Raw genomic sequence first — 20,455 nt, forward strand, 5'->3', positions numbered from 1 at the left:
TATGACATGACCGACCCAACCTATGAGTTCACCCGCGCCGTTACCCGCCGCCCGTCTGCGGGCATCGTCAACGGCTTGCGGGCCGAAGACATCGGCACGCCCGATCTGGCCAAGATGGAAGAGGCCCATGCCCATTACGTCGCCACCCTGAAAAAGACCGGCGCTGAGGTCATCGAACTGCCCGCCCTTGAAGAGTATCCCGACGCTGTCTTCGTCGAAGATACCGCCCTCTGCCTCCCGCAAGGCGCCGTCATGATGCGGCCCGGTGCGCCCACCCGCATGGGAGAGGTCGCTGAGATGGAGCCGACCCTGCGCCGCCTTTATGACGATGTGCGCCGGATCGAAGGGCCGGGCCATATTGAAGGCGGCGACATTCTGGTGACGGTGCGCGAAATCCTCGTAGGCCGATCTGATCGCACAGATGCCGCAGGGGTCGCGGAACTGGCCGAGATCGTGTCGGATTGGGGCCACAAACTGCGCGAGGTGTTCACGCCTCCCGGCGTCTTGCACTTCAAAACCGATTGTTCGCTGCTCGACGGTGAAACCATCCTTGCCACCAAACGGCTCGACGCTTCGGGCTGTTTCGAGGGCTACCGGGTTCTGCATACGGCAGAAGGCGAAGAGGCCGCGGCCAATAGCATCCGTTTCAACCAGTTTGTGCTATGCCCCGCAGGCTTTCCCCGCACTGCGGAGATGCTGTCGAACGCCGGCTATGAGGTCGTCCAGATCAGCAACTCGGAATGCGCAAAACTCGATGGCGGCATGTCCTGCCTATCGCTGAGGTTCTGAGGCAGTATCTGCGGCTGCTCAAGAGGTCTGCAACGAAAGCGCCGCCTCAGGCGTTTGCCTTGCAACCTCTCTAACCTCGGCGAAGGATGACGCCCTATGCTCGACTGGATTGCAGAAAACTCTGCCACCCTGCAGGTGGCGATAACCCTGCTGACCGCACTGGTCTGGCTGGCCTATCTGCATATCCTCTGGCTGAATTTTCGCCGTCAGCGGCAGGCGGTGATCCTAATCAATCGCTCCATCGCACAAGACGAAAACGCCCATTGTTTTGTCACTAACATGGGCGCAGAACCGATTTATCTGATGGAGGTCATGGCCCGGGTCGTTACCGAAGATAAGACCTACACCGTCAAGGTCACAGAGCGCGAAGAAGTCGCTTTGGATGACGTCGAAAACCCCCTCACCCGCACTAATCAAGGGCCCATCAAGAGCGGCGATTTCATCGACGTCGGTTCATTTCTGGACCTATTGCACCGCGCCGAAGTCCGAATTGGAACCGAAGGGCTGTTCGACACAATCAAGCAAATGGACCTGACTGTCGCCGCAGTGGACGGCCATGCCACGCACCTCGTTGCCGCGCGGCGTAAGTTCAAGGCGGAGTGGAAGGACGGAAAGCCCTATTTCGTGCCTGAAAAAGTGATGACCAGCCAAATTCGGAACGTGTTCCAACGCCGCAAAATCGCGGCGATGTTGGAAGAGCAAATCGAGTGATAGCGGGGCGGTTAGCTCAGATCACCCAAAGGCTTTCAATTCGACGGGGTGCAGATAGCACATGCCCTCATCAGCGCTGATCATCAACTCACCATCCTGAATATTGACCTGCAGCTTCAACGCACGTTGCGCCAAATCTGCCAGCGCGGCTGTCTCAACGCTTGAAAAATTTGCCACCTGCAAATTGTCAAATCGCGCCGTGCTATTGCGAACCTTGTCCCACCAGATTTCTGCCGATTTGCCGCCATAGGTATAGATGATCGTCTTTTTGGACTTACCGCATGACTGGCGAATGATCTTCTCGCTCGGCAGACCAAGCGAGACCCATACATCAAGCTCGCCGCTGAGGCTTTTCTGCCAAATGTCCGGCTCATCATCCGTCGATAGCCCTTTGGTCATCTCCATATTCTCATGCGCATTCATCGCAAATGCGACAAGGCGCAACATCAGCCGCTCATCCGTTTCAGAAGGGTGCTTTGCAACGGTCAGCTTATGGGTTTCATAATAGTGACGATCCATGTCGGAGACCGACAGTTCAACTTTGTAGATGGTTGCGTTCTGGGCCATGGTTCGTCCTAAGCGGTCAAAGAATGGCTGCCTACTCTGCGCGGCACCCTTTGGGAAGCGAATACACGAGGCGGCGCCCATAGGGCCGGACCCGCGTGACCAGATTATTGCGCCGCCAGATAGGGTGTTGTGTCTCCGCTAAGTTGATCTGGCATTACAATCGGGAACCGCACCCAGAAGGTCGTCAGGACATTCGGCACAGAGTCGAAGCCAATCTCGCCACCCATATTGTCGACCAATTCTTTGGAAATTGCCAAGCCCAGCCCCGTACCCTCTCGGTTGCGAGTCAAATGCTCGGCCTGTTGCGAGAAGGGCTGAAAAATGCGCTGTGCAAACTCCGATGAAATGCCCGGGCCATTATTGCTTACTGAAACTGTGCAGACCCCATCGCTGACCTTTGATGCGACACGCACCGTCGCCCCGGGGTTGGAAAATTTCGAGGCGTTCGACAGAAGGTTCGTCACCACTTGTTTCAGACGCTGCGGGTCCGCTTGGATAAAGACAGCCTCCGCTGGCACATCAAGGTCGACGGTGACGTTGAACTTATCGGCAAAAGGCGCATTGTCGGCAGTTGTCTGTGACACAAGGTCAACCACATCGACCGGTGCGAGACTGACTGAAAAATGGCCCGCGGTGAGTTTTTGAAAATCGAGCAGGTCGTTGACCACCTCGGTCAGGCGAAGACTGTTTCGCCCCGCCAGTTCAAGCAGTTTATCAACCCGTTCTGACGCCTCCGCACCGATCTCCTCGGCAAGTAGCCGCAGAGCACCGTGGATCGAAGCGAGGGGCGTGCGAAGTTCGTGACTGACTGTTGCCACGAAATCATCCTTCAGGGACTCGAGGCGTTTCTTCTCCGTAATGTCGACCATTTGCAGGATCAACCGGGTGTCAGATGGCTCCTCGGCCCGTACCACCGACAGCCTGAATGCAATATCCGCAGCAGCCCCATCTGGCTTTATGTAATGCTCTTCAATGCGCGACGCGTTGATCGTGCCCGTCATGAGACGGTCAACTTCGTCCTTCACATTGCCAAAGGTTTCGTCCTTGCCGAGCTTCCAAAGCGCCTGTTGCTCCAGCGCGCCCGGCGGATATCCAAAGATCGCATAGCAGGCATCATTCAACAGGATGAACCGGCCGTCCAAGGCAACAACCGCCATTGCAACCGGCGCGTTTGCCATCAACATCTCCAGCCCTTCTTTTCGGGCTTCCGCGAGGTTCTGCGCGCTTTCGAGGGAGGTAATATCGATCATCGTTCCAAGCAGCCGTACAGCGTTTCCGTCTGCATCGCGCTCTGTCACCCGCAAGATAGAGCGCATCCAGCGCCAAGAGCCATCGCCCCCGCGCATGCGGAACTTCGCCTCGGACTTCTCGATCCGGCCTTCGATACATTCCGAGTCAATCGCTTCGACTTTGGGCCTGTCTTCGGGGTGAATATGCGCCCGCCATTCATCGTCCGAGTTCCGCCCGTCGGCATTGCAGATGCCGAGCAGTTGGTACCACGCATCTGATGCGACCCCCTCCCCGGTGCGTAGATCGGATTCGAAAACACCGATCTGGCTTCCCTCCAATGCGAGGTTCCAACGCCTTTCTTGATCCTTAACGGCCTGCCACGCACGCAGACGGCTCGTGACCTCGTTAAGACTAACGATGTTGAAAACCTGCCCGCCGGCGGCGGTGAACTGGCTAAGGCTGACTTCGCAATAACGCGGGCCGCCCTTTATCGTTGGCAGTTCAATCGTGTTTTCCAGTTCGCCACTGCCGATGGACGTGCAGGTCATCTTCCCGCCCTTGATGGAAAGTGCAGGGATAAGATTTGAAATCTGCGACCCTAAACCGTCTTTCTGGCCCAGCGGGAACATCGCTTCAGCGGCTCTATTTCGGAAAACAACAAATCCAACAGCATCGACAACCCAAACGCCAAAGGGGCTGTGTTGGATGATGGAACGAAACATTTCAGAGGTGTTGAAATGTAGTTCTGTGTCTATGCCCCGAAACGACAAAGGATGTTTTTTCCTCGAAAGGCGCCCGCGAGCGCACGCAATGGTGCGCGCACAAACCTGCTGTTCAGTTAACTAGAAACCAACTGTTGCATAAAACGCGATACAATCAATCTCAGTTCTATGCAGCGGAGAAAGTGTTGCGCGAGGCACACGGCAGTTGTGCTGCAGGAAAGCTGCCCTATGGACCATTCTGCTGCTCGTCCGCTTACCGCGAACGACAACCTTAGCTGGGGATCGCGACCAAATGGTTGTCCCAAGCGCGTTCCGCCAAGGCCAACCGCGACAGGCCAGCAGAACCGCTGCGAAACACACCGCCCATTCCGTCAGTTAGAACAACACCCCGCGCGCCGGGCGCTAGGCCGCAAACGTCAGCGCGTCTATGTGATGCTGCAAAACGGCCATCGGGATGGAAAAGATGCAGGCGCCCACCGCGGGGAGAGGTGATGCCCACATACTGCCCATCGGCAGCATAGGCGACACTTCCAGCGTATCCCTCCATCGCCATCTGCTCGGCCAAATCTGCTTCGGCCAGCACGACAGTTCCGCCGGGGCGATGGAGGCCCAGAAGCGGCACCCCGGCGTCGGGCGTGCCTTGCCATTGCATAGCAAAAGCAACCTGCCCGTCCGGGGCCAGGGCCAAATGACGAATAGAGTTTTGATGCAGGTCGGAGGGCAGTTCTATGCGTTCCAGCACCTCACCCGCCGCCGAAAGATAAGAGAGATTGGGCCGCATATCGGCCAGGTTCAGCTTTTCCCGCCCCCGGTCTGGGTGGGTTCGGATACCACCGTTGGCCACGACCAGCGTATCATCCGCCCACGCACGAATTTCGTGCGGGCCAATACCGCCGGAGGCAAACTCTGCAATGCGAGCATAACCTTCCGCGCGCGACCAAATCCCGATCCGCCCTTCGCCACTTTCGATGTCGTTCTCACTGGTGGCGAGGATCTCCCCGCCCTGCAAAAAGGCTCCGTGACCATAGAAATGTCGCCCCGCAGGGATATCGAGCCGGTGTTTCACGCGTCCTGCAACGCAGTCGATCACCAGCGCAAAACGACCCGGACGCCGCGCGAAGGCCACGGCTTCCGGCGCGGTGGGATGGGCCGTGGCAGCATGACCGCGGTCGGGAAGCGGAATGCGAAACAGGTCTTGGCCCTCAGCGTCCAAGCCAAAAAGCGCATATGCCCCGGAGGGTTCGCGCGCCGCAGAAAGAAAGGCCGGATTACCTGCATCGGCCCAGCTCAACCGCGGCAGCGCAACAGCAGCCAGCCCCGCGAGGAAATGGCGGCGCGACGGCATCAGTCGCCGTCCGCCGAGTTGAAGCCCACCGAAACGCCCAACTCCGGCGCAATCTCTTTGGCGGCGGCACTGGCAATTTCAGAGACCAGAGTCCGCAGGGCCTCCACCCTCAACCGGCCCGACGGGGACGCGACGCCTGCGAATACCGGATCATCTAGCTGCTCGGCCCGCTCCAGAGCGGCAGCGAATGCGGCTTCGGTTTCGGGGATGGGATGGTCTGCCAATGTCTGCGCGAGTTCGCGCAACGCTTCGAGAGACATCCCAACATTGCGCAATGAACGACCCGAGCGCCGCGCTTCGGCGACCAGAGGTTTAGGCGCTTCGAACGTGCCCATCGGGCGGCCCAAGCGTTGATCAGCGACAAAATCGAGGCCGGTCACCAGCGCGGTGTAAAGAGCCTGCGCCGCCTCGCGCTCGCTTAAAAAGAAGCTATTGCCCCCAGCGCCAGCGCTGCGCAGAGACGCCGCAAAGCTGTCCTGCCATTCGCGGTCAATCTCTCCCGCCATGCGCGCCAGATCACCCGCGATTGCCTGCGCGAGTGCGCAGCTATAGCTATCGGCAGAGTAGCCCGCGAGATCGTCTTCAAACAACAGTCGCTCCAGCGCCAAGAGCCCCCGCCCCGCAATAGACACTTCGGCAAAGGCTTCGGGGCTCTCTACGACCGGGTCTTCATCGGCGACCAATCCCGCAGCCGTGCGGCCTACCAATCCGCGCGTATCGGGCCAAAAGCTTATCGCAAGACCTCGGCCCTCCTCTTCAATCGGGCCAAGGCGGAGGTGGGAGATACCAAGCCAGCTGTCAAAGGCGGTGTGATAAGGATCGCGCAGGTTTTGCGCGGTACAGTCATCGGTCGCGGCAGAGGCCAGCGCCGTGGTGGCCTCAGCGAAAGCCTCGGTTCCCGGCAGGACATGAGACTCGATCACCTCATCGATCCCGGCGAAAGCGGGGGCGGCAGCAAAGCAGAAGGTGGCGGCGAGAAAGGCGCGCATTATAGGCTCTCCAAATAGCGGATCAGGGCATCTCGGTCGGCTTTGGGCATTTCGACAACGGCATCGCGCGAGGCCTGTGCTTCACCACCATGCCACAGAACAGCTTCGAGAAGCGACCGCGCCCGCCCGTCGTGCAGAAACTGGGTGTGACCATTGACCTGTTCCGTCATGCCAATACCCCAAAGCGGGGCAGTACGCCATTCCCGGCCCGACGCGCGCCCCTCGGGTCGGTTATCGGCAAGCCCCTCGCCCATGTCGTGCAACAGCAGGTCGGTCATGGGCCAGATCAACTGGAAGCTCTGCTCTGGCTGGTCGTCGAGCCGGTCGGTAACAAACTTGGGCCGGTGACAGGACGCGCATCCCGTCTCGTGGAACACGGCTTTACCACGCAGCACTTGCGGATCATCAACATCCCGCCGCGCCGGGACCGCAAGATTGCGACTGTAGAAGGTCACAAGGTCCAGACCTTCGCTGTCAATCTCTGTCTTGCGCACATCTCCATCGCCATGCGGCGCCTCACGGCAGGCCGATTGCCCTGCCGCGCAATCGCCCCAAGGGTCAGGAAAAATCGGCGAGGAAATCCCGATGTCACCCGCAAAGGCGCTGGCGGATTGTTCACGGATCGTTGGCGCACCGGCCTTCCATCCGAAACGTCCGAGCATCGGGCGATCATGCTCGAATGACCAGACCATCTGCGCCCGGCCCGATATACCATCGCCATCTCTGTCTTCGGGATCGGCCAGCGCGAGAATATCTTCCGCCGGGATCGCCTCTAACAAGCCAAGCCCGATCATCGGAGGGGCGACGCGCGGACTGAGCATCGCGCCTTCAGCCAAGGGACCATAACCCAGATCCTCAGCGCTGTATGTCGGGCGGCGGAGCAGCGCCGTCTGGTCGTCAGAGAGCGGAACGTCGAATTCTTCGTAAGTGACCTCAAGGCGGTATTCTGCCTTATGTCCCGCGGTCGCAAAATCCTGAAGCTGCCCGCCATAGTTAGGGTCGGGTCGCACGCGCAAAGGCTCCTCCCCCGCAGACAGTAGAAACGCTTCGATCTCGCTTATGTCCTCTTCTGGTGCGGCGGGAACCGAGACGCGCAGGAACATGGAAACCGCATCATCTTCAGACCCCTCGGGCGGGTGGCCACGCCCGTCCTTAAGGTGACAGCGCTGGCAGGATCGTGCGTTAAATAGCGGCCCTAACCCGTCTGATGCCAAGGTCGAGGATGGGGAGGACACCCAGAGTTTTTTGAACAACCCATTGCCGACCTTAAAGTCTAGCTCGCGTTCGAAACTGATGTTGCCCGAGGGTTGCGAAAAGGCGTCAGCGGTTTTGCGAGCCCGCACAGTCGCGGCACCTGCGGGGTTCGTCTCGAAAGCCTCGGGTTTCGTAAAAGTTGCTGGCATCGCTGTAATGTCGGCGATGCGGGCCCGCTCCGCGTCGGTGCGGGGAGTCACGTTTAGATGGGGAGAGGATAATTCCGCCGTGCCGATTTCTGTCTTCTGAGGCGGCGCAACTAGGAAGCCGATTGCAAGGCTCGCCACGATAAAGACCATTGGGCCGCTATATCGAGCCGCCTTAAGAAAACGCAACATAGGCGGTTTGCCTCTTCACTAGTGGCGCGTGCCGAGGGAACGGCCGGGGCTGTGTCGCCCCGGCGGATTGCTTCATTGGAAAACGGCGTTCGGATCATCCAGGCTGTCAGAGCCTTCAAAGGCGATCGTATCAACGCCGAGCGCTGTCACGGCACGCTCAATAACACGGGTTTGACCAACCAAAGCATCGACAGCACTCATGATCAGCGCCTCGCCTTCGGCATTGCCGCGCTCAAGCATCATGTCATAGCTAAACCCTGTTTCGGCGGCGGTCTTAATCTGGCCCAGCTCAACCATTGTGACGTCGAGCCGGTCGCGCAATTCAGCATCAACTCCGGCATCAGCCTTGGCGACGAGATCGGACAAGGATGGACCGGAAACCACAGATCCATCGACCCTCATGTATTCGCCCAGATAGACATTCCGCACACCCAAACCATCGTAGTAGTGACTGTTATGCGTGTTGTCCGAAAAGCAGTCATGCTCTTCCTCAGGGTCGTTGAGCATAACCCCGAGCTTCATCCGCTCACCCGCTTGCTCGCCATAAGAAAGCGACCCCATGCCGGTGAGAATGGCATGGATGCCGGTGTTTTCATCCGCCAAGACGGCTTCGCGCGCAGCACCGCCTTCGGCCCACTGTCCGGCCATCCATTCCAGGTCGCTCGCGAGCAGATCAGTTGCGGCTTTCAGATATTCGCCGCGCCGGTCGCAGTTGCCATTCGAGCAAGTATCGCCGGTAGCATAGTCTGTCCAAGGACGGTCTCCGGCACCGTAGGCGGTGCCGTTTAAATCCTGCCCCCAAAGCAGAAACTCAATGGCGTGGTAGCCGATGGCCACATTGGACTCGACGGCCCCTGCTTCGTGCAGCTGACCTTCTAGAAGCGCAGGGGTGATTTGCGCCGCATCTACCTCTTCCCCGCCGAGGGTGAAGGTGGGATTGGCGATGACGTTCAAGACCGCGAGCTGGTTTTCATCCGTCTCACCACCATAGGACGCATCGACATAGTCGATCAGCCCTTCGTCCAGCGGCCATGCGTTCACTTTGCCCTCCCAATCATCCACGATCGGATTGCCAAAACGGTAAACTTCGGTCTGCTGGTAGGGAACGCGGGCGGCAAGCCACGCCGTTTTTGCAGCTTGCAGAGCTTCGGGCGACGGGGTCGAAATCAGCGCCTCTACTGCATCTTTTAGCCTCTGTGCTGTGATGAAACTGTCTTCATAGCCCGCCTGTGCGATATTCGCATAGGTGCCTAGAACGTCAGACTTACTTTGCGCGAAGAGGGGCGTTGCTGAGAGGGCTAGCAATGCCACGGCTGTCGTTGTTCTAAGGCCCATCGGTCAATCCTTCTAGCGATTGTCATTGCGAAAGCGTCAGCCGAGGCAAACGCTACTTTTCGTATAGCTGACTTATTTAGTCGGGATTGACAATGGCTGCTGGAAAATAAACTTACCTTAACAGTCGGGATTTGGGAGAGGCCGCCTCCTCCCCCGCAAAACTATCACCCGTTCGTAAGATCATTGTTTGGCGCTGCGGAGATCCAGGATCTGCATCCCAATGGCCATCGCAGGACCAATCCCCACTGCGAAAAGCAAGGTACCGAGCCCGAGCGTGCCGCCCAAGGCCCAGCCGATTCCGACCACCGATAATTCAATGCTCATACGGACCAGCGCGATGGGCCTGCCGGTTACCCGCTGCAACCCTGTCATTAACCCGTCGCGCGGGCCGGGGCCAAGGTTTGCCACCAGGTAGATCGCCCCACCAAAGCCGGTGACGAACACCCCCGTCAGGGCGAGCAGCACATTCGCCAGATAGGTTTCGAAGGTCGGTAGAATTGGCAGGGCGAATTCCAGCACCAAAGCTACGATTATGGCGTTCAAAACCGTGCCAATCCCGGGCGTTTGCCGCAGCGGTATCCACAACAAAAGTACAGTTGCGCTGATGGCGAAGGTTGCAAAACCAAGGCTCCAATCGGTGATATTGGTCACGCCTTCGGCAAAGACGGTCCAGGGGCTGACACCAACACCGGCGGTCACCAGCAAAGCCTCACCAAGACCGAAGATCACCAAGCCCAGCACAAGAAACACCAGTGAGACCAACGGTGGCCGGAGGGTAAAGGCACGCGGCGAACTCCACCGGAGCCGCGGAACGGAGGTGACAGATAGAAAACTCACGACGGCGCCCCTCATGTCAGACCGCACAGTCATTCCAGCTTGCTACGGGGCGGGCAAGGGCAGATGTGTCAGCGCCAGCTTGAAAAGCCGAAAACCATATAGTCTTTCTGATAGGCGTCCGCGGCGAGCTTCTCGATCTCTTCGTCGTAGATATCGGCAAGCGTATATGGTCCCGGCTCAGGCATCTTGGGCACCTTGGGGCTGCTGTCATGGCCAACCACCGCGGCCAAGTCAGCCAGTTCAGTTGCCATATCTTCTTCGCGAACAATTCGGTCGGGCAAACAGAAGTCACCGAAGCCTGCCACTGAAAGCGCCTGTGAGCACCACGCAGCATTAATACGGATAGCGGTTTGCCCGGCCAGATTGCCTTTGAGGAACCGCAAGAAGGCCGCAAATGCCTCGCGATGCGCAGCGCGGTCGTAGCTTGGGTCTGACGCAGCTTCGGGCAAAGGAAGTTTGTACCGGCGGACCAGCGTGCGGCGCAATTGCGCATAGCTGCCCGCCTCGGTCGACAGGATATGCCGACAAAACGCGTTATGGGCGCGGAGGACCGGATGGCGAATAACGGTAAATCCGCGATGTCCGGGGTTTTTCCGTTTCCACTGCCGCAGTTCTTTTTGCGACATTTTGCTGCGTAGCGCATTGCGGGGAACGCTATCAAGCGCTGCCATCCAATCGAGAACTTGCTCCTGCGGGCCAGATTTAATTGGCAGATAGACCAGCCCACTCGTCGCAGCCGCAACATAGGACGGAACATTCGGCCCGCGTCGCGGCTCAAAATTCGGAGTGCGTGTCAGGTCAAAACGGTCAAACTGCGCCAGTGCGTCACGCATTTCTTCATAGTTACTGACCTTGGATGAGATCGGGCTGGGGTTCTGCTTTTTGAGGTTTTTGTCGAGCGCGTCGAGCGCCTCATCCACCCCCAGATAGCGGGCCAGCCCATTCATCACGTCAACGCTCTGAAGGTCTTCATACGCCACATAAAATGCCGTCTGCCCCGAGGTTTGGAGCCGGTTCAGCAGGGTCACCTGAAAAGCTTGCAAAGCATCAAGATGGGCACTGAATTCATCAGCATCAAAAACCGCCTGCGCGACTTTCTGCGCCTTTACATCGGTCAGCTTCCACTGCCCTGTTGCCTGCGCGATCTTCCAACTGACATAGCTGTCCACCGGGTTGCGCGTCAGTACAATTTTGGCGCAGCGCTGGTCCTTGATGATTTTGTCAAAGACGCGAGGGTCATGGTCGTGGAAATAGCGGAAACCGCCCAAAGCGTCTTCTTGCTTCCGGATAGCATTGAGGAGAACCGTCGGGTCAGCATCGCGGGCTTCTTGGCTAACACCAAGGATCGGTTCGCTTTTGGGGTAGCCCATAAAGAAAGGGTTAAAGGCCTCGCCGTGGCAGGCGATCCCCTCGAAGGCATTCAGGTTCGCTTCCAGAAAATTCGAACCGGTGCGCATCTCGGCAAATACCACGAAACTGTCGAACTTTTGCGTCATGGTTTATTTCACCAAATAGGGTTTGGGGGAGGGTTTTGCATCAGCAGCAACGCCCCGCGCGACGGGAAAATCGCCCATAAGATAGGGGTGCATGCCTTGGTTCTTTAGGTTTTGCAGGAACTGGCCAAAGCCGGTTAGATCCACCATGCGCGGCGCCTCGGAGAGGCGGCGCAGACGGTTGCGGCCAATCTCGTCCAAGATGCCTTGCAAGGGCTCCATCGGTGCTTCGATAAACTCCGCCATCGTCCAAATCCGCACCCGCGCCTTGGCATGTGGAGAGCGCAACACGTCCATATGCGCGCTCTCGATCTGCTGTAGCTTGGCGGCGAGGCGGCGGATTTCGGCAAAGTCGAGGTTGGAGCGGAACAGCGGCACCGCCCAAGCGCCGGTGATGACCGAGAACTGTGCATTGGGGTCTCTGGCGATCCGCCAGTTCACATCCTGATTGTCCATAGGCCCGAACTGAAAACACTGGCGCTCGCCGCGGGTGTTCCAGATGAGATTGGTCAGGAAAGCACTGGTGTTATAGTCGCGAAGCTCGGGATTATCTGAAAGCGCCCCGTTCAGCGTCTCCTGCCCATCGGCAAAATGAACGCGGTCCGGTGCAAACAGATGCCCATGCACGCGCGCGCCGGTGGTGCGGCCGAGCCAGTGTTCAAAGTCCTCAAACAACTCGGCAAAGCCCTGAAACACAGAATAGGGCGCGGCAGTCACGCCGTTCTCCCAATCCTCATTCGGAAAGCGGCTTTGCATATAGAGCCCGGCCCGGCCCCGCGTGCGCCGTTCCACGGCTTTGGCGAAGATGCGATCGATCTTGCCGGGGTTGGGCTCGGTCTTCTTCATCGCGCCGTCTGGGTCGGTCAGAAAGGCTTCATAGAGCCGGTCGGCATGGGGCCATATCTTGCGCGCCACAAAACAGTCCGAGCGGCGCAGCAACTGGAGGTGGTCGTCGTAGAAGATATGCGGTTTGCCCTGAAAATCGAACTTCGACAGGGTCAGCGAGCGGCTTTCAATCTTTGTCGAATAAAGCCGCGCGAGCGTCTGGAAGTAGGATTCATCTGGGATCCAGACATGTCGGAAGAACTTGTCATAGGTCGCACGGTCCGGGTCTTGCATGATAGCCGAAAGCGTACGCCGCGTCAGGCACCACCATTGCGAGCCCATATGCGGTACAAGGTCGTTCGGCATCCGGCGCTGAAGTTTCAGACGGCGCTGGATGTCGACGGCGCGGTCAAAGAGATAGCGGTTGCGGCGCCAAGAGAAGGGGAAGCGCAGAGTGAAACGTTCAGCATCCAGTCCGCCGACTGTCCATGGCACATCCGCGGTGGTGGCGCTTTCGATAAAGTCCGTCTGCGGTCGCGCTTCGAGGTAGTCGATCAACTCCTGCACCGGGCGAAGCGGCAGGCAGGAACCGGAGGCCAGATAGACATGGCGCACTTTGGGGAAACTGGCCAGCATCAGCTCTGCCGCGCTTTGCGAAGCGGCAACGATGCCCCACGTACCCCATTCGCAGCGGAAGCGCGGGCTAAAGCGCACGTCTTTTAGATCCGCCAGAGCCGCCACAAAAGCATCGTGTTTGCGCCGGGCGACAGCCTTGTCGACATGGATCACGACAGGACAACCCGCTGCTGCCCAATGCCGCGCCACCTGCTCCGCCCGGCCAAAGGCATTGTGTACCAGCATGACGATCCCGACGCTCATGCCCAGTTCCCCTTGGACATCAGGCCCAGAATCTCCAGCTGACGCCAGTTGATGTATCGCTCGGACCATTTGCACCAGAGTTGCGGATCATCCTTCAGCCGTTCGGCGTAGGCTTTGTACTCGACCGATGCGGCATAGTGTTCGCTGCGCTCCAGTTCTTCCGCCGCTTTCGCGCCAAAGGTATCAAGGAATTTGGCGTGCAGCAGAACGCCCGAGGCTTTCTCCCCACCCCATTCGTCATAAACTTGATTAAGCCCGCGCGGCAGCAGCATATGGGTCGAGCTGACATAGGCGTAGCGGCGATCCCATTTGACCAGCGGCACTTTGTTCAAAGCAGGGGCTTTGGCAGGCTCTTCGGGAAAGAACACCCGCGCGCGTGGCCCGCCTTGAATCCACAAGTTCCCAAACCGGCGGTTGCGTTTGATCGTATAGTTTCCGCTGTCGAACCACGAAGCGATGTCGATCGGGTTCTGACCCTCCTGATAGGGCTGCTCGTCAAGCCGCCCTTTTGGATACATATCCAGCAACATGGCACTGAAGCTTTTGATTGAGGAGGCATCGAGCCAATCGGTCAATGCGCGCAGGGGGCGGGTGTCGCAAAAGGGATAAACGAGAAACTCATCGGGATCGACGGTCAGCGTCCAATGGCCATGGGCATACCGCATCTGCAGCCAGTTCAGCCAATCGACGCCAAAACGCGACCGCTTATAGCTCGCCTTGGCGCTCCAGACCGATACGTCAGGCTGCTCGGCCAGATAGTCCAGCGATCCGTCTGTGCTGTCGTTATCGACAAAGAAGAAATGGCCGACCCCCTGTTCGCGGTAGTACTGCAGGAAGTAGGGAAGGCGGATGCGCTCATTGCGCTGTGTGCAAAACACGAGAATGTCGTCGCGCTTTATTTGCCCGGTGCGGTTGGCGGCAGAGGTCAGCTCGCGGCGTTTGCGAAACGCGCGAATGCGCCAACGCTTCCGCTGAAGACGCAGTCTGTATGACTGAATGACGCCCAAAACCGCCCCTAATCTATCGAACCTATCCGCTCTTTTTTCAGCGCTATCACGTCAACTTTAACACGGCCTTGAAGTGTTCGGCCCATGTAGGAGCCTGAAAAGTTACCGTGGCACGCGGATCTGGCGGATTTGCGGCCCATTCTTCGATTGTCGCTTTCCATGAATAGGCGTCAGACAGGGGGGCGTAAACGGCTTTGTCACCCAAGACCTCATGCAAGACCGGAAGATCGTTGCATAAAACACGCGTTCCGAGGGTCAGAGCTTCGACTGGGGGCAGCCCGAACCCCTCCGCATGGCTAGGAAAGAGCATGCCTACGGCACCGGAGACCAGAGCCGCGAGGGCTGGATCGGAGAGACCCGCTATTTCTTGTATAGGCGAGTTGGGTGGCAACCGGTCCAGCCGGTCAAACACCGCTGCATTGTTCCAACCTCGACTGCCGCAGATCAAAAGAGGCGGCGCTGTCGGCCCCATTTGATCCCATAGGTCGAGAAGGAAGCTGTGGTTCTTACGTGGCTCAATCGTGCCCACGATGACGAAATATGGCTGGGCAGGGGGCAAACCTCGCGGGAGGTCTTTGCGGTCTGCTATAGGCGTCGTGACCCCCAGATGCGCTGCGACCCCGGGCGGCACCCGATGGTGCATCTGGGCCTCACTGCGCTGCTGGGTATCTTTAGAATTATAGATCACCAAATCAGCATGGCGGCTAACGCGATCTATCTTGGCCCTAAACAGCGCGACCGTGCCGGGCCGCTGGAATGCAGGATATTCAAGCGGGATCACATCATGGACCAGTACCGCAATCCGCCCCTCCGCCGTTTTGACCGCGCGTAAAACACGTTCCGTTAGGTTGCTATGTCCGACATTGAGGTAGGCAAACCCGCTTGGCATTTCTCGCCGCAACATCCGCTCCAAACCGGATGGCAGGCACCGCGCAAGGGTAAACCGTCGCAGGTCGCTTTCTGCCCGCATTAGAGCCGCATTTCGCCCTCTCGGCAGCCGCGACAAGAGGTCGGCACCCCCCCATTCCTGCACGTCTTCAAGCCTGTCGTAGAAGGCTTGCATGCCTGCTCGATCAAGCAACACATAGCCTAATGCTGTGCGTGCCAGAGCAAGAAGCGGGGCATCAAGCGTCAAAAGATGTGAGAGATAGGCCAATTCGACCCGATCCACCCCGGTGGCGGTCCGCCCGACCCGGCGCAAACTGCGCGTCAGGTCGAGCAGCCGCGCCGGTGGGTCAGCCATCGTAATGGCCGGTCTGATGCCACTGCCAGGCGTCCGCGATCATCTGGTCCAAAGTCGAGCGCTCCGGTTGCCAGCCAAGTTCCTCCACCGCGCGGGAAGAGCCTGATACCAGTTTGGTACAGTCGCCCGGGCGGCGGGCGCCAATCTCATGAGGGACAGCCCGGTTGGTAACGGCGCGGCTGTGGTCCAGCACCTCCCGTACGGAAAAGCCACTGCCAGTGCCAAGGTTGAACACCCTGCTGCCCTTGCCATCTTCCAGCCATTTCAGGCCCAACACATGCGCATCGACCAGATCACAGACATGGACGTAGTCGCGAATACAGGTGCCGTCGGGCGTGTCGTAGTCATCTCCGAACACCGTCAGCGCAGCGCGCTTGCCTTCGATGGCGTCCAGCATCAAGGGGATCAGATGGGTCTCGGGCTGGTGGTACTCGCCCACCTCACCGTCCGGGTCTGCGCCGGCAACGTTGAAGTAGCGGAAAATCACATGTTTCAGCCCATGGGCGGCTTCAAAGTCGCGCAAGATGTCTTCGATCGCGCGCTTAGAAGCGCCATAGGCGTTAATCGGAAACTGCGGGCTGTTTTCATCAAGCACCACATTGTCCTGATCGCCATAGGTTGCACAGGTCGAGGAAAAGACAAATTGATCGCAACCGGCCGCCACGGCTGCTTCGATCAGATTTAACGACCCGCCGACATTATTGCGCCAATAGAGGCCCGGCTCGCTCATGCTTTCGCCAACCTGGCTCAGCGCCGCGAAATGCATCACGGCAACAGGTTGGTGTTTGGCAAAGACCTCATCCAACCGAGCCCGGTCCATCAAGTCCCCTTGTTCAAAGGGGCCAAACTTGACGGCATCTCGCCAGCCGGTGACCAGATTATCAAACGTAACAGGGGTAAAACCTGCAGCACGCAGCGCTTTGCAAGCGTGCGACCCAATATAGCCCGCACCGCCCGTAACTAGAACCTTACTCATGTGCTTCCTTCCGCAGACTTACTGCGCTGCTCGATCGATCTGCGAAATGCTCTGCAGGTAGGCGCTCAGATCATCGCGAAGCTCTTCACGCGCAAGGCCAAAGGCGACGGTAGCTTGGAGAAAGCCCGACTTAGAGCCACAGTCAAAACGTTGGCCACGGAACCGATAGCCATAAACATCGCGATCCTGTGCGATCTCCTGCGCGATGGCATCAGTCAATTGGATCTCACCGCCCGATCCGGACTTCAGCTTGTTCAGGTTCTGTAGCACGGTCGGTGTCAGAATATAGCGACCGATCACGGCAAGATTAGAGGGCGCGTCTTCGGCGTTTGGCTTCTCGACCATTCCTTTGACCTTAACCAGATCGCCCCGTTCTTCACAGGTGTCGAGAATGCCATAGGAAGAGGCTTTGGAGGGCTCGACCTCCATCGCGGCGACCATGCTGCCGCCAGTTTCGTTGTAGGCTTCGACCATCTGCTGCAGACAAGGCTTTTCGGCGGCAATCACGTCATCCGGCAACATCACAGCAAAAGGTTCATTGCCTATGAGACGGCGCGCGCACCATACTGCGTGGCCAAGACCTAGGGCCTTATGCTGGCGAATATAGGCAATCGCACCGCTATCCATATTTGTGCTTTGCAGGGTCTTTAGCAGTTTGGTTTTACCCTTCTTACGCAGTTCCTGCTCAAGCTGTGGCGCGTGATCGAAATAATCTTCGAGAGCCCCTTTGCCCCGCGACGTAACAAAGATGAACTCCTTGATGCCAGCGGCCCGCGCTTCGTCGATCGCATATTGGATCAAAGGCCGGTCCACGAGCGTCATAATCTCTTTCGGGACCGACTTAGTCGCCGGCAAAAACCGGGTACCCATACCAGCGACTGGGAAAATCGCTTTTGTTACCTTCTTACGCATCTCGTTTCCTACTAACTTATACAAATATACAGAATGCCCCGGCTAATCTGCCCGCAGCCTCACGTGATTGACCCTAACTTTCGCTCAAACCGCGCTGACTAGCAACACGTCTGCTCTCCATTTGCAGGCGCGACTGGCGTCGATGTAGGCGAATAAGCGGCTCATCGCGTGCGGACTTCCCATATATGCCACCTTGCTGAAGCCAGATAGCGTCCTGCGCGTCGAAGACAACGCGATGATACAGCGCTGTCGGAGAAAGACTTATCAAGGTAACGATTTCGCCGTTTCGCACCCGTTCTGCCGCCTTTGCACGGTCTCGACGCAGGTGCCATGGTCGACTGCCCAGCGCCACGCTTGTTCTTTTTTGCGCAGGAAATGGCCGAAAGGCCTCTATCGCATCTTTTTTAAGCGCGCCTAATCCATGGTCGCGCATGTGCCCTTCGTTGTAGCCGTCATCTAGTCGCCCCAGAAGACGCGGAATGTCACGCGGTTCCAACCCTCCGGTGACTAAATGGGACAGCAATCTGTTCCGCTCCGCCTCCCGCAATCGTCTCCATTGGCGATCACGCTCTGCCTCGGGCAAGTGTTTGCGTTGGAAGACCGCCCAACTGGCGCCGATATCAAAGAGGTCCCGCGGGACACGGTTGGCATGGCGCAGTGCGTTGGCGGCAAAGCCATGGTGCACCTCGGCTCGGGGAGCAAAGGCTGTAGCATGACCGGCCTTCGCCAAACGCATATTGAGGTCGGTCTCATCTAGGAAATAATGAAAAGCAGGATCAAAGCCCCCCAGAGCCACTAGGACATCGCGGCGAAAGGCCATGTTGGTGCCTTCAGTCTTGATCGCTCCACCAGGCGGCGGGGCTACCACGCTCGGATGTTCGGGGTCGACAATGAGATCTTCCGGTTCCCCATACGCGTTTAACTGCCGGGCACGATACTGGAACGAGATGCCATTCCGCCCGCGCACAAAACCCGTCATTGCGGCCACGCCCGGCTCCGCGGCAGGCGCCAGCAGATGCTTTAGCCACTGTGGCTCCGGGACTGCGTCGTCATCAATGAAGGCGACGACGTCGCCCGCCGCCTGCTCTATGCCCAAATTGCGCGCCGCAGAGATGTTCGGCTCATCGAACGCAGTTAGCTTTAAAGCCTGAGCGAAGGGCATAGCCTTAGCCACGGCAATCCCTGCAGGGTCCGCTACGACCACCACTTCGAAAGTGTCATATTGGAGCTGCTCTATCCCCGTCAGACAGCGTCGCAATGCTTCAGGCCGGTTCCGGCTGACAATAACGATGCTCACGGGGATTGCGGTCATTCCAATCCCATCTTCGCCATCATGGCTTCGAGTTTTGGCACGTCTTCCGGGTTGTTCAACTCCCAGAACTCTCGACCTTTCGCTTCAACCTCGACGCAGAGCACGGACCGACCGTTCTCTAGGAAGCGCAGTTGTTCCAGCCCTTCCAACTGCTCCAAGGGGCCCACGGCCCAATTGGGATATTGTGAGAGGGCATCGGGGCGATAGGCGTAAACGCCGACGTGGTGAAACACAGGGGTCTCATCAGTCTCCGAATAGGGCTTTCCGGTATAAGGAATGACCTCTTTAGAGAAGTAGAGTGCTTGGCTGTCCGCGCCGAAGACAGCCGTCGTGCCACCGACCCGCCCTGCCTTTCGGTCCGCGAGAAGGCTGTTCAGGGTCGCGCCGTCGCAACGCAGCACGGGAGTGGCAATCTCGGCTTTCGGCATATCAATCAGACCCTGCACAAGGCCTTCAACAAACCAATGCGGTGTTAAGGGCGCGTCCCCTTGAAGGTTCACTACGATGTCATAGTCCCCGCCCAGCGCGGCATGGGCCTCGGCGCAGCGTTCCGTACCATTCGCGCAGTTTTCCGAGGTCATCACGACTTCGGCGCCAAAAGCCTCGGCAGCGTCGCGAATGCGCGTGTCGTCGGTGGCAACCACGACCCGATCAACGCCCGAAACCGCGCAGGCCGCGCGCCAACTCCTTTCAATCAGGGTCTGCTTCTTGCCACTCGCCCCTGTCAGCGCCACGAGGGGCTTACCGGGATAGCGGGTCGAGGCATAGCGGGCTGGGATGACAATGAGGACAGACATCAGCCTTCCTTTAGTTCGACGCCCGGTGCGTGGGCGATGAAGAAGGGGTTCGCAAAGTCTTCTTTGCCGTAGGTCAGCGGCGTCAGATCGTCAAAGCGCACCACTGCGCCGCCGGCGCCATTCAACACCGCATGTCCGGCAGCCGTATCCCACTCCATCGTGCGCCCCAGACGCGGATAGAGATCGGCCTCTCCTGTCGCCACAAGACAAAACTTCAGCGATGAACCTGCCGACGTCATGTCGCGTACGGAATACTTGCCAATATAGTCATCTGTGGCCTGATCGCGGTGCGACTTGGAGGCGACGACCATCAGAGCCGCATTGTCCGGGTCAGAGACGGAGATCGCTTTGGTGGCTCCCACCTGACCCTTGGCAAAGTCCCCGGTTTCTTCGACCGACTGGCCATCTGCTTGGGTGAAGAACATACGCGATTTGGCGGGGGCATAGACCACGCCGCGGGTTGGCACACCTTTCTCAACCAAAGCGATATTGACGGTAAAATCGCCGCGCCGATGCACGAACTCCTTGGTTCCGTCGAGCGGATCAACGATGAGAAAGGTATCCCCCTTCGCGGTATGGGTGGCAGCCTGTTCTTCGGTGACGAGCATGACATCAGGAAAGGTTTGGCGCAGACCGTCAGAGATAATCGCATCTGCAGCTTCGTCGGCAGCCGTGACAGGGCTGTCATCGGACTTCGACTTTACCTCGAAATCATCCTGCCCATAGATCTCCATGATCCGGTCGCCTGCTTCCAGCGCCAAACGCCGCATCTCCGTGACCAGCTTGTCGTAATCCATTCTGCCTCCGGCCCTCGCGGGCAACATTGCTTCAATTAATGGTTTCCCTTATGCTGTGCAGCTAACGGAACAGCAAGAATTCCGTGTCACGCTAAGG

General features: G+C 58.4%; 18 protein-coding genes. 2 read left to right on the forward strand and 16 right to left on the reverse strand.

Annotated elements, in window-relative coordinates; all coding sequences use genetic code 11:
- Nucleotides 1-6 precede the first annotated feature (6 nt).
- Together BLS57_RS02165 and BLS57_RS02170 are read left to right on the forward strand one after the other, a co-directional pair.
- Complete coding sequence (locus BLS57_RS02165) at nt 7-789, forward strand: dimethylarginine dimethylaminohydrolase family protein (RefSeq protein WP_093738700.1); 783 nt, start codon at nt 7-9, stop codon at nt 787-789.
- 96 nt (nt 790-885) lie between these two features.
- Nucleotides 886-1,500: a hypothetical protein gene (locus tag BLS57_RS02170; protein ID WP_093738702.1), complete on the forward strand. Its 615-nt coding sequence runs from the start codon at nt 886-888 to the stop codon at nt 1,498-1,500.
- A gap of 21 nt (nt 1,501-1,521) precedes the next feature.
- Here the strand turns inward: BLS57_RS02170 and BLS57_RS02175 are convergent, their stop codons facing one another.
- The 16 genes from BLS57_RS02175 to cysQ all read right to left on the reverse strand — a co-directional run bounded on the left by BLS57_RS02175 (nt 1,522) and on the right by cysQ (nt 20,358).
- On the reverse strand, nt 1,522-2,067 hold the full coding sequence (locus BLS57_RS02175) for a YaeQ family protein (protein ID WP_093738704.1): 546 nt from the start codon (nt 2,065-2,067) through the stop codon (nt 1,522-1,524).
- A gap of 104 nt (nt 2,068-2,171) precedes the next feature.
- Nucleotides 2,172-4,019: a PAS domain-containing sensor histidine kinase gene (locus BLS57_RS02180; RefSeq protein WP_093738706.1), complete on the reverse strand. Its 1,848-nt coding sequence runs from the start codon at nt 4,017-4,019 to the stop codon at nt 2,172-2,174.
- A gap of 271 nt (nt 4,020-4,290) precedes the next feature.
- Nucleotides 4,291-5,364, reverse strand: coding sequence for a DUF1513 domain-containing protein (locus BLS57_RS02185; protein WP_093738708.1), 1,074 nt, complete (start codon nt 5,362-5,364; stop codon nt 4,291-4,293).
- Nucleotides 5,364-6,353: an imelysin family protein gene (locus BLS57_RS02190; RefSeq protein WP_093738710.1), complete on the reverse strand. Its 990-nt coding sequence runs from the start codon at nt 6,351-6,353 to the stop codon at nt 5,364-5,366. Before BLS57_RS02190 ends, BLS57_RS02185 begins: the two co-directional genes overlap by 1 nt.
- Nucleotides 6,353-7,945, reverse strand: a complete 1,593-nt coding sequence (locus BLS57_RS02195; RefSeq protein WP_244153578.1) for a di-heme oxidoreductase family protein — start codon at nt 7,943-7,945, stop codon at nt 6,353-6,355. Before BLS57_RS02195 ends, BLS57_RS02190 begins: the two co-directional genes overlap by 1 nt.
- Nucleotides 7,946-8,017: 72 nt before the next feature.
- Nucleotides 8,018-9,280, reverse strand: a complete 1,263-nt coding sequence (locus BLS57_RS02200) for an imelysin family protein (protein WP_093738714.1) — start codon at nt 9,278-9,280, stop codon at nt 8,018-8,020.
- A gap of 180 nt (nt 9,281-9,460) precedes the next feature.
- Nucleotides 9,461-10,117 carry a membrane protein YczE gene (gene yczE, locus BLS57_RS02205; RefSeq protein ID WP_208597502.1) on the reverse strand — a complete coding sequence of 219 codons (657 nt, stop codon included), beginning with the start codon at nt 10,115-10,117 and terminating at the stop codon, nt 9,461-9,463.
- A 68-nt stretch (nt 10,118-10,185) separates the two neighbouring features.
- Nucleotides 10,186-11,613, reverse strand: coding sequence for a nodulation protein NodH (locus tag BLS57_RS02210; protein WP_093738718.1), 1,428 nt, complete (start codon nt 11,611-11,613; stop codon nt 10,186-10,188).
- Between the two features lie 3 nt (nt 11,614-11,616).
- Entirely contained in the window at nt 11,617-13,314 is a 1,698-nt protein-coding gene (locus BLS57_RS02215) for a DUF5927 domain-containing protein (RefSeq protein WP_093738720.1), read from the reverse strand.
- Nucleotides 13,311-14,297: a glycosyltransferase family 2 protein gene (locus BLS57_RS02220; RefSeq protein ID WP_208597509.1), complete on the reverse strand. Its 987-nt coding sequence runs from the start codon at nt 14,295-14,297 to the stop codon at nt 13,311-13,313. Before BLS57_RS02220 ends, BLS57_RS02215 begins: the two co-directional genes overlap by 4 nt.
- Before the next feature lie 70 nt (nt 14,298-14,367).
- Nucleotides 14,368-15,564 (reverse strand): glycosyltransferase family 4 protein, encoded by a 1,197-nt coding sequence (locus tag BLS57_RS02225; RefSeq protein ID WP_093738724.1) that lies wholly within the window; start codon nt 15,562-15,564, stop codon nt 14,368-14,370.
- A complete protein-coding gene (gene galE / locus BLS57_RS02230) occupies nt 15,557-16,540 on the reverse strand; it encodes a UDP-glucose 4-epimerase GalE (RefSeq protein WP_093738726.1) in 984 nt (327 codons plus the stop codon). The genes BLS57_RS02225 and galE overlap by 8 nt, the downstream gene beginning before the upstream one ends.
- An 18-nt stretch (nt 16,541-16,558) precedes the next feature.
- The gene (gene galU / locus BLS57_RS02235; RefSeq protein WP_093738728.1) at nt 16,559-17,452 is read right to left on the reverse strand and encodes a UTP--glucose-1-phosphate uridylyltransferase GalU; all 894 of its coding nucleotides are present in this window, start codon (nt 17,450-17,452) and stop codon (nt 16,559-16,561) included.
- 73 nt (nt 17,453-17,525) lie between these two features.
- Nucleotides 17,526-18,764: a glycosyltransferase family 2 protein gene (locus BLS57_RS02240; protein WP_093738730.1), complete on the reverse strand. Its 1,239-nt coding sequence runs from the start codon at nt 18,762-18,764 to the stop codon at nt 17,526-17,528.
- The gene (locus BLS57_RS02245; protein ID WP_093738732.1) at nt 18,761-19,561 is read right to left on the reverse strand and encodes a 3-deoxy-manno-octulosonate cytidylyltransferase; all 801 of its coding nucleotides are present in this window, start codon (nt 19,559-19,561) and stop codon (nt 18,761-18,763) included. The genes BLS57_RS02240 and BLS57_RS02245 overlap by 4 nt, the downstream gene beginning before the upstream one ends.
- Nucleotides 19,561-20,358 carry a 3'(2'),5'-bisphosphate nucleotidase CysQ gene (cysQ, locus tag BLS57_RS02250; RefSeq protein ID WP_093738734.1) on the reverse strand — a complete coding sequence of 266 codons (798 nt, stop codon included), beginning with the start codon at nt 20,356-20,358 and terminating at the stop codon, nt 19,561-19,563. The genes BLS57_RS02245 and cysQ overlap by 1 nt, the downstream gene beginning before the upstream one ends.
- Nucleotides 20,359-20,455: the final 97 nt, after the last annotated feature.

The sequence above is a fragment of the Sulfitobacter delicatus genome, from assembly GCF_900102535.1.
In the GTDB taxonomy this organism is placed as follows: domain Bacteria; phylum Pseudomonadota; class Alphaproteobacteria; order Rhodobacterales; family Rhodobacteraceae; genus Sulfitobacter; species Sulfitobacter delicatus.

Excerpts from the sequence above, each read along its gene's own strand:
- BLS57_RS02180 (WP_093738706.1), bottom strand. The coding sequence starts at position 4,019 with ATGTTTCGTTCCATCATCCAACACAGCCCCTTTGGCGTTTGGGTTGTC.
- BLS57_RS02215 (WP_093738720.1), bottom strand. The coding sequence starts at position 13,314 with ATGAGCGTCGGGATCGTCATGCTGGTACACAATGCCTTTGGCCGGGCG.
- galE (WP_093738726.1), bottom strand. The coding sequence starts at position 16,540 with ATGAGTAAGGTTCTAGTTACGGGCGGTGCGGGCTATATTGGGTCGCAC.
- BLS57_RS02185 (WP_093738708.1), bottom strand. The coding sequence starts at position 5,364 with ATGCCGTCGCGCCGCCATTTCCTCGCGGGGCTGGCTGCTGTTGCGCTG.
- BLS57_RS02225 (WP_093738724.1), bottom strand. The coding sequence starts at position 15,564 with ATGGCTGACCCACCGGCGCGGCTGCTCGACCTGACGCGCAGTTTGCGC.
- BLS57_RS02200 (WP_093738714.1), bottom strand. The coding sequence starts at position 9,280 with ATGGGCCTTAGAACAACGACAGCCGTGGCATTGCTAGCCCTCTCAGCA.
- BLS57_RS02175 (WP_093738704.1), bottom strand. The coding sequence starts at position 2,067 with ATGGCCCAGAACGCAACCATCTACAAAGTTGAACTGTCGGTCTCCGAC.
- BLS57_RS02240 (WP_093738730.1), bottom strand. The coding sequence starts at position 18,764 with ATGACCGCAATCCCCGTGAGCATCGTTATTGTCAGCCGGAACCGGCCT.
- cysQ (WP_093738734.1), bottom strand. The coding sequence starts at position 20,358 with ATGGATTACGACAAGCTGGTCACGGAGATGCGGCGTTTGGCGCTGGAA.
- BLS57_RS02245 (WP_093738732.1), bottom strand. The coding sequence starts at position 19,561 with ATGTCTGTCCTCATTGTCATCCCAGCCCGCTATGCCTCGACCCGCTAT.
- BLS57_RS02195 (WP_244153578.1), bottom strand. The coding sequence starts at position 7,945 with ATGTTGCGTTTTCTTAAGGCGGCTCGATATAGCGGCCCAATGGTCTTT.
- BLS57_RS02190 (WP_093738710.1), bottom strand. The coding sequence starts at position 6,353 with ATGCGCGCCTTTCTCGCCGCCACCTTCTGCTTTGCTGCCGCCCCCGCT.
- galU (WP_093738728.1), bottom strand. The coding sequence starts at position 17,452 with ATGCGTAAGAAGGTAACAAAAGCGATTTTCCCAGTCGCTGGTATGGGT.
- BLS57_RS02170 (WP_093738702.1), top strand. The coding sequence starts at position 886 with ATGCTCGACTGGATTGCAGAAAACTCTGCCACCCTGCAGGTGGCGATA.
- BLS57_RS02165 (WP_093738700.1), top strand. The coding sequence starts at position 7 with ATGACCGACCCAACCTATGAGTTCACCCGCGCCGTTACCCGCCGCCCG.
- BLS57_RS02210 (WP_093738718.1), bottom strand. The coding sequence starts at position 11,613 with ATGACGCAAAAGTTCGACAGTTTCGTGGTATTTGCCGAGATGCGCACC.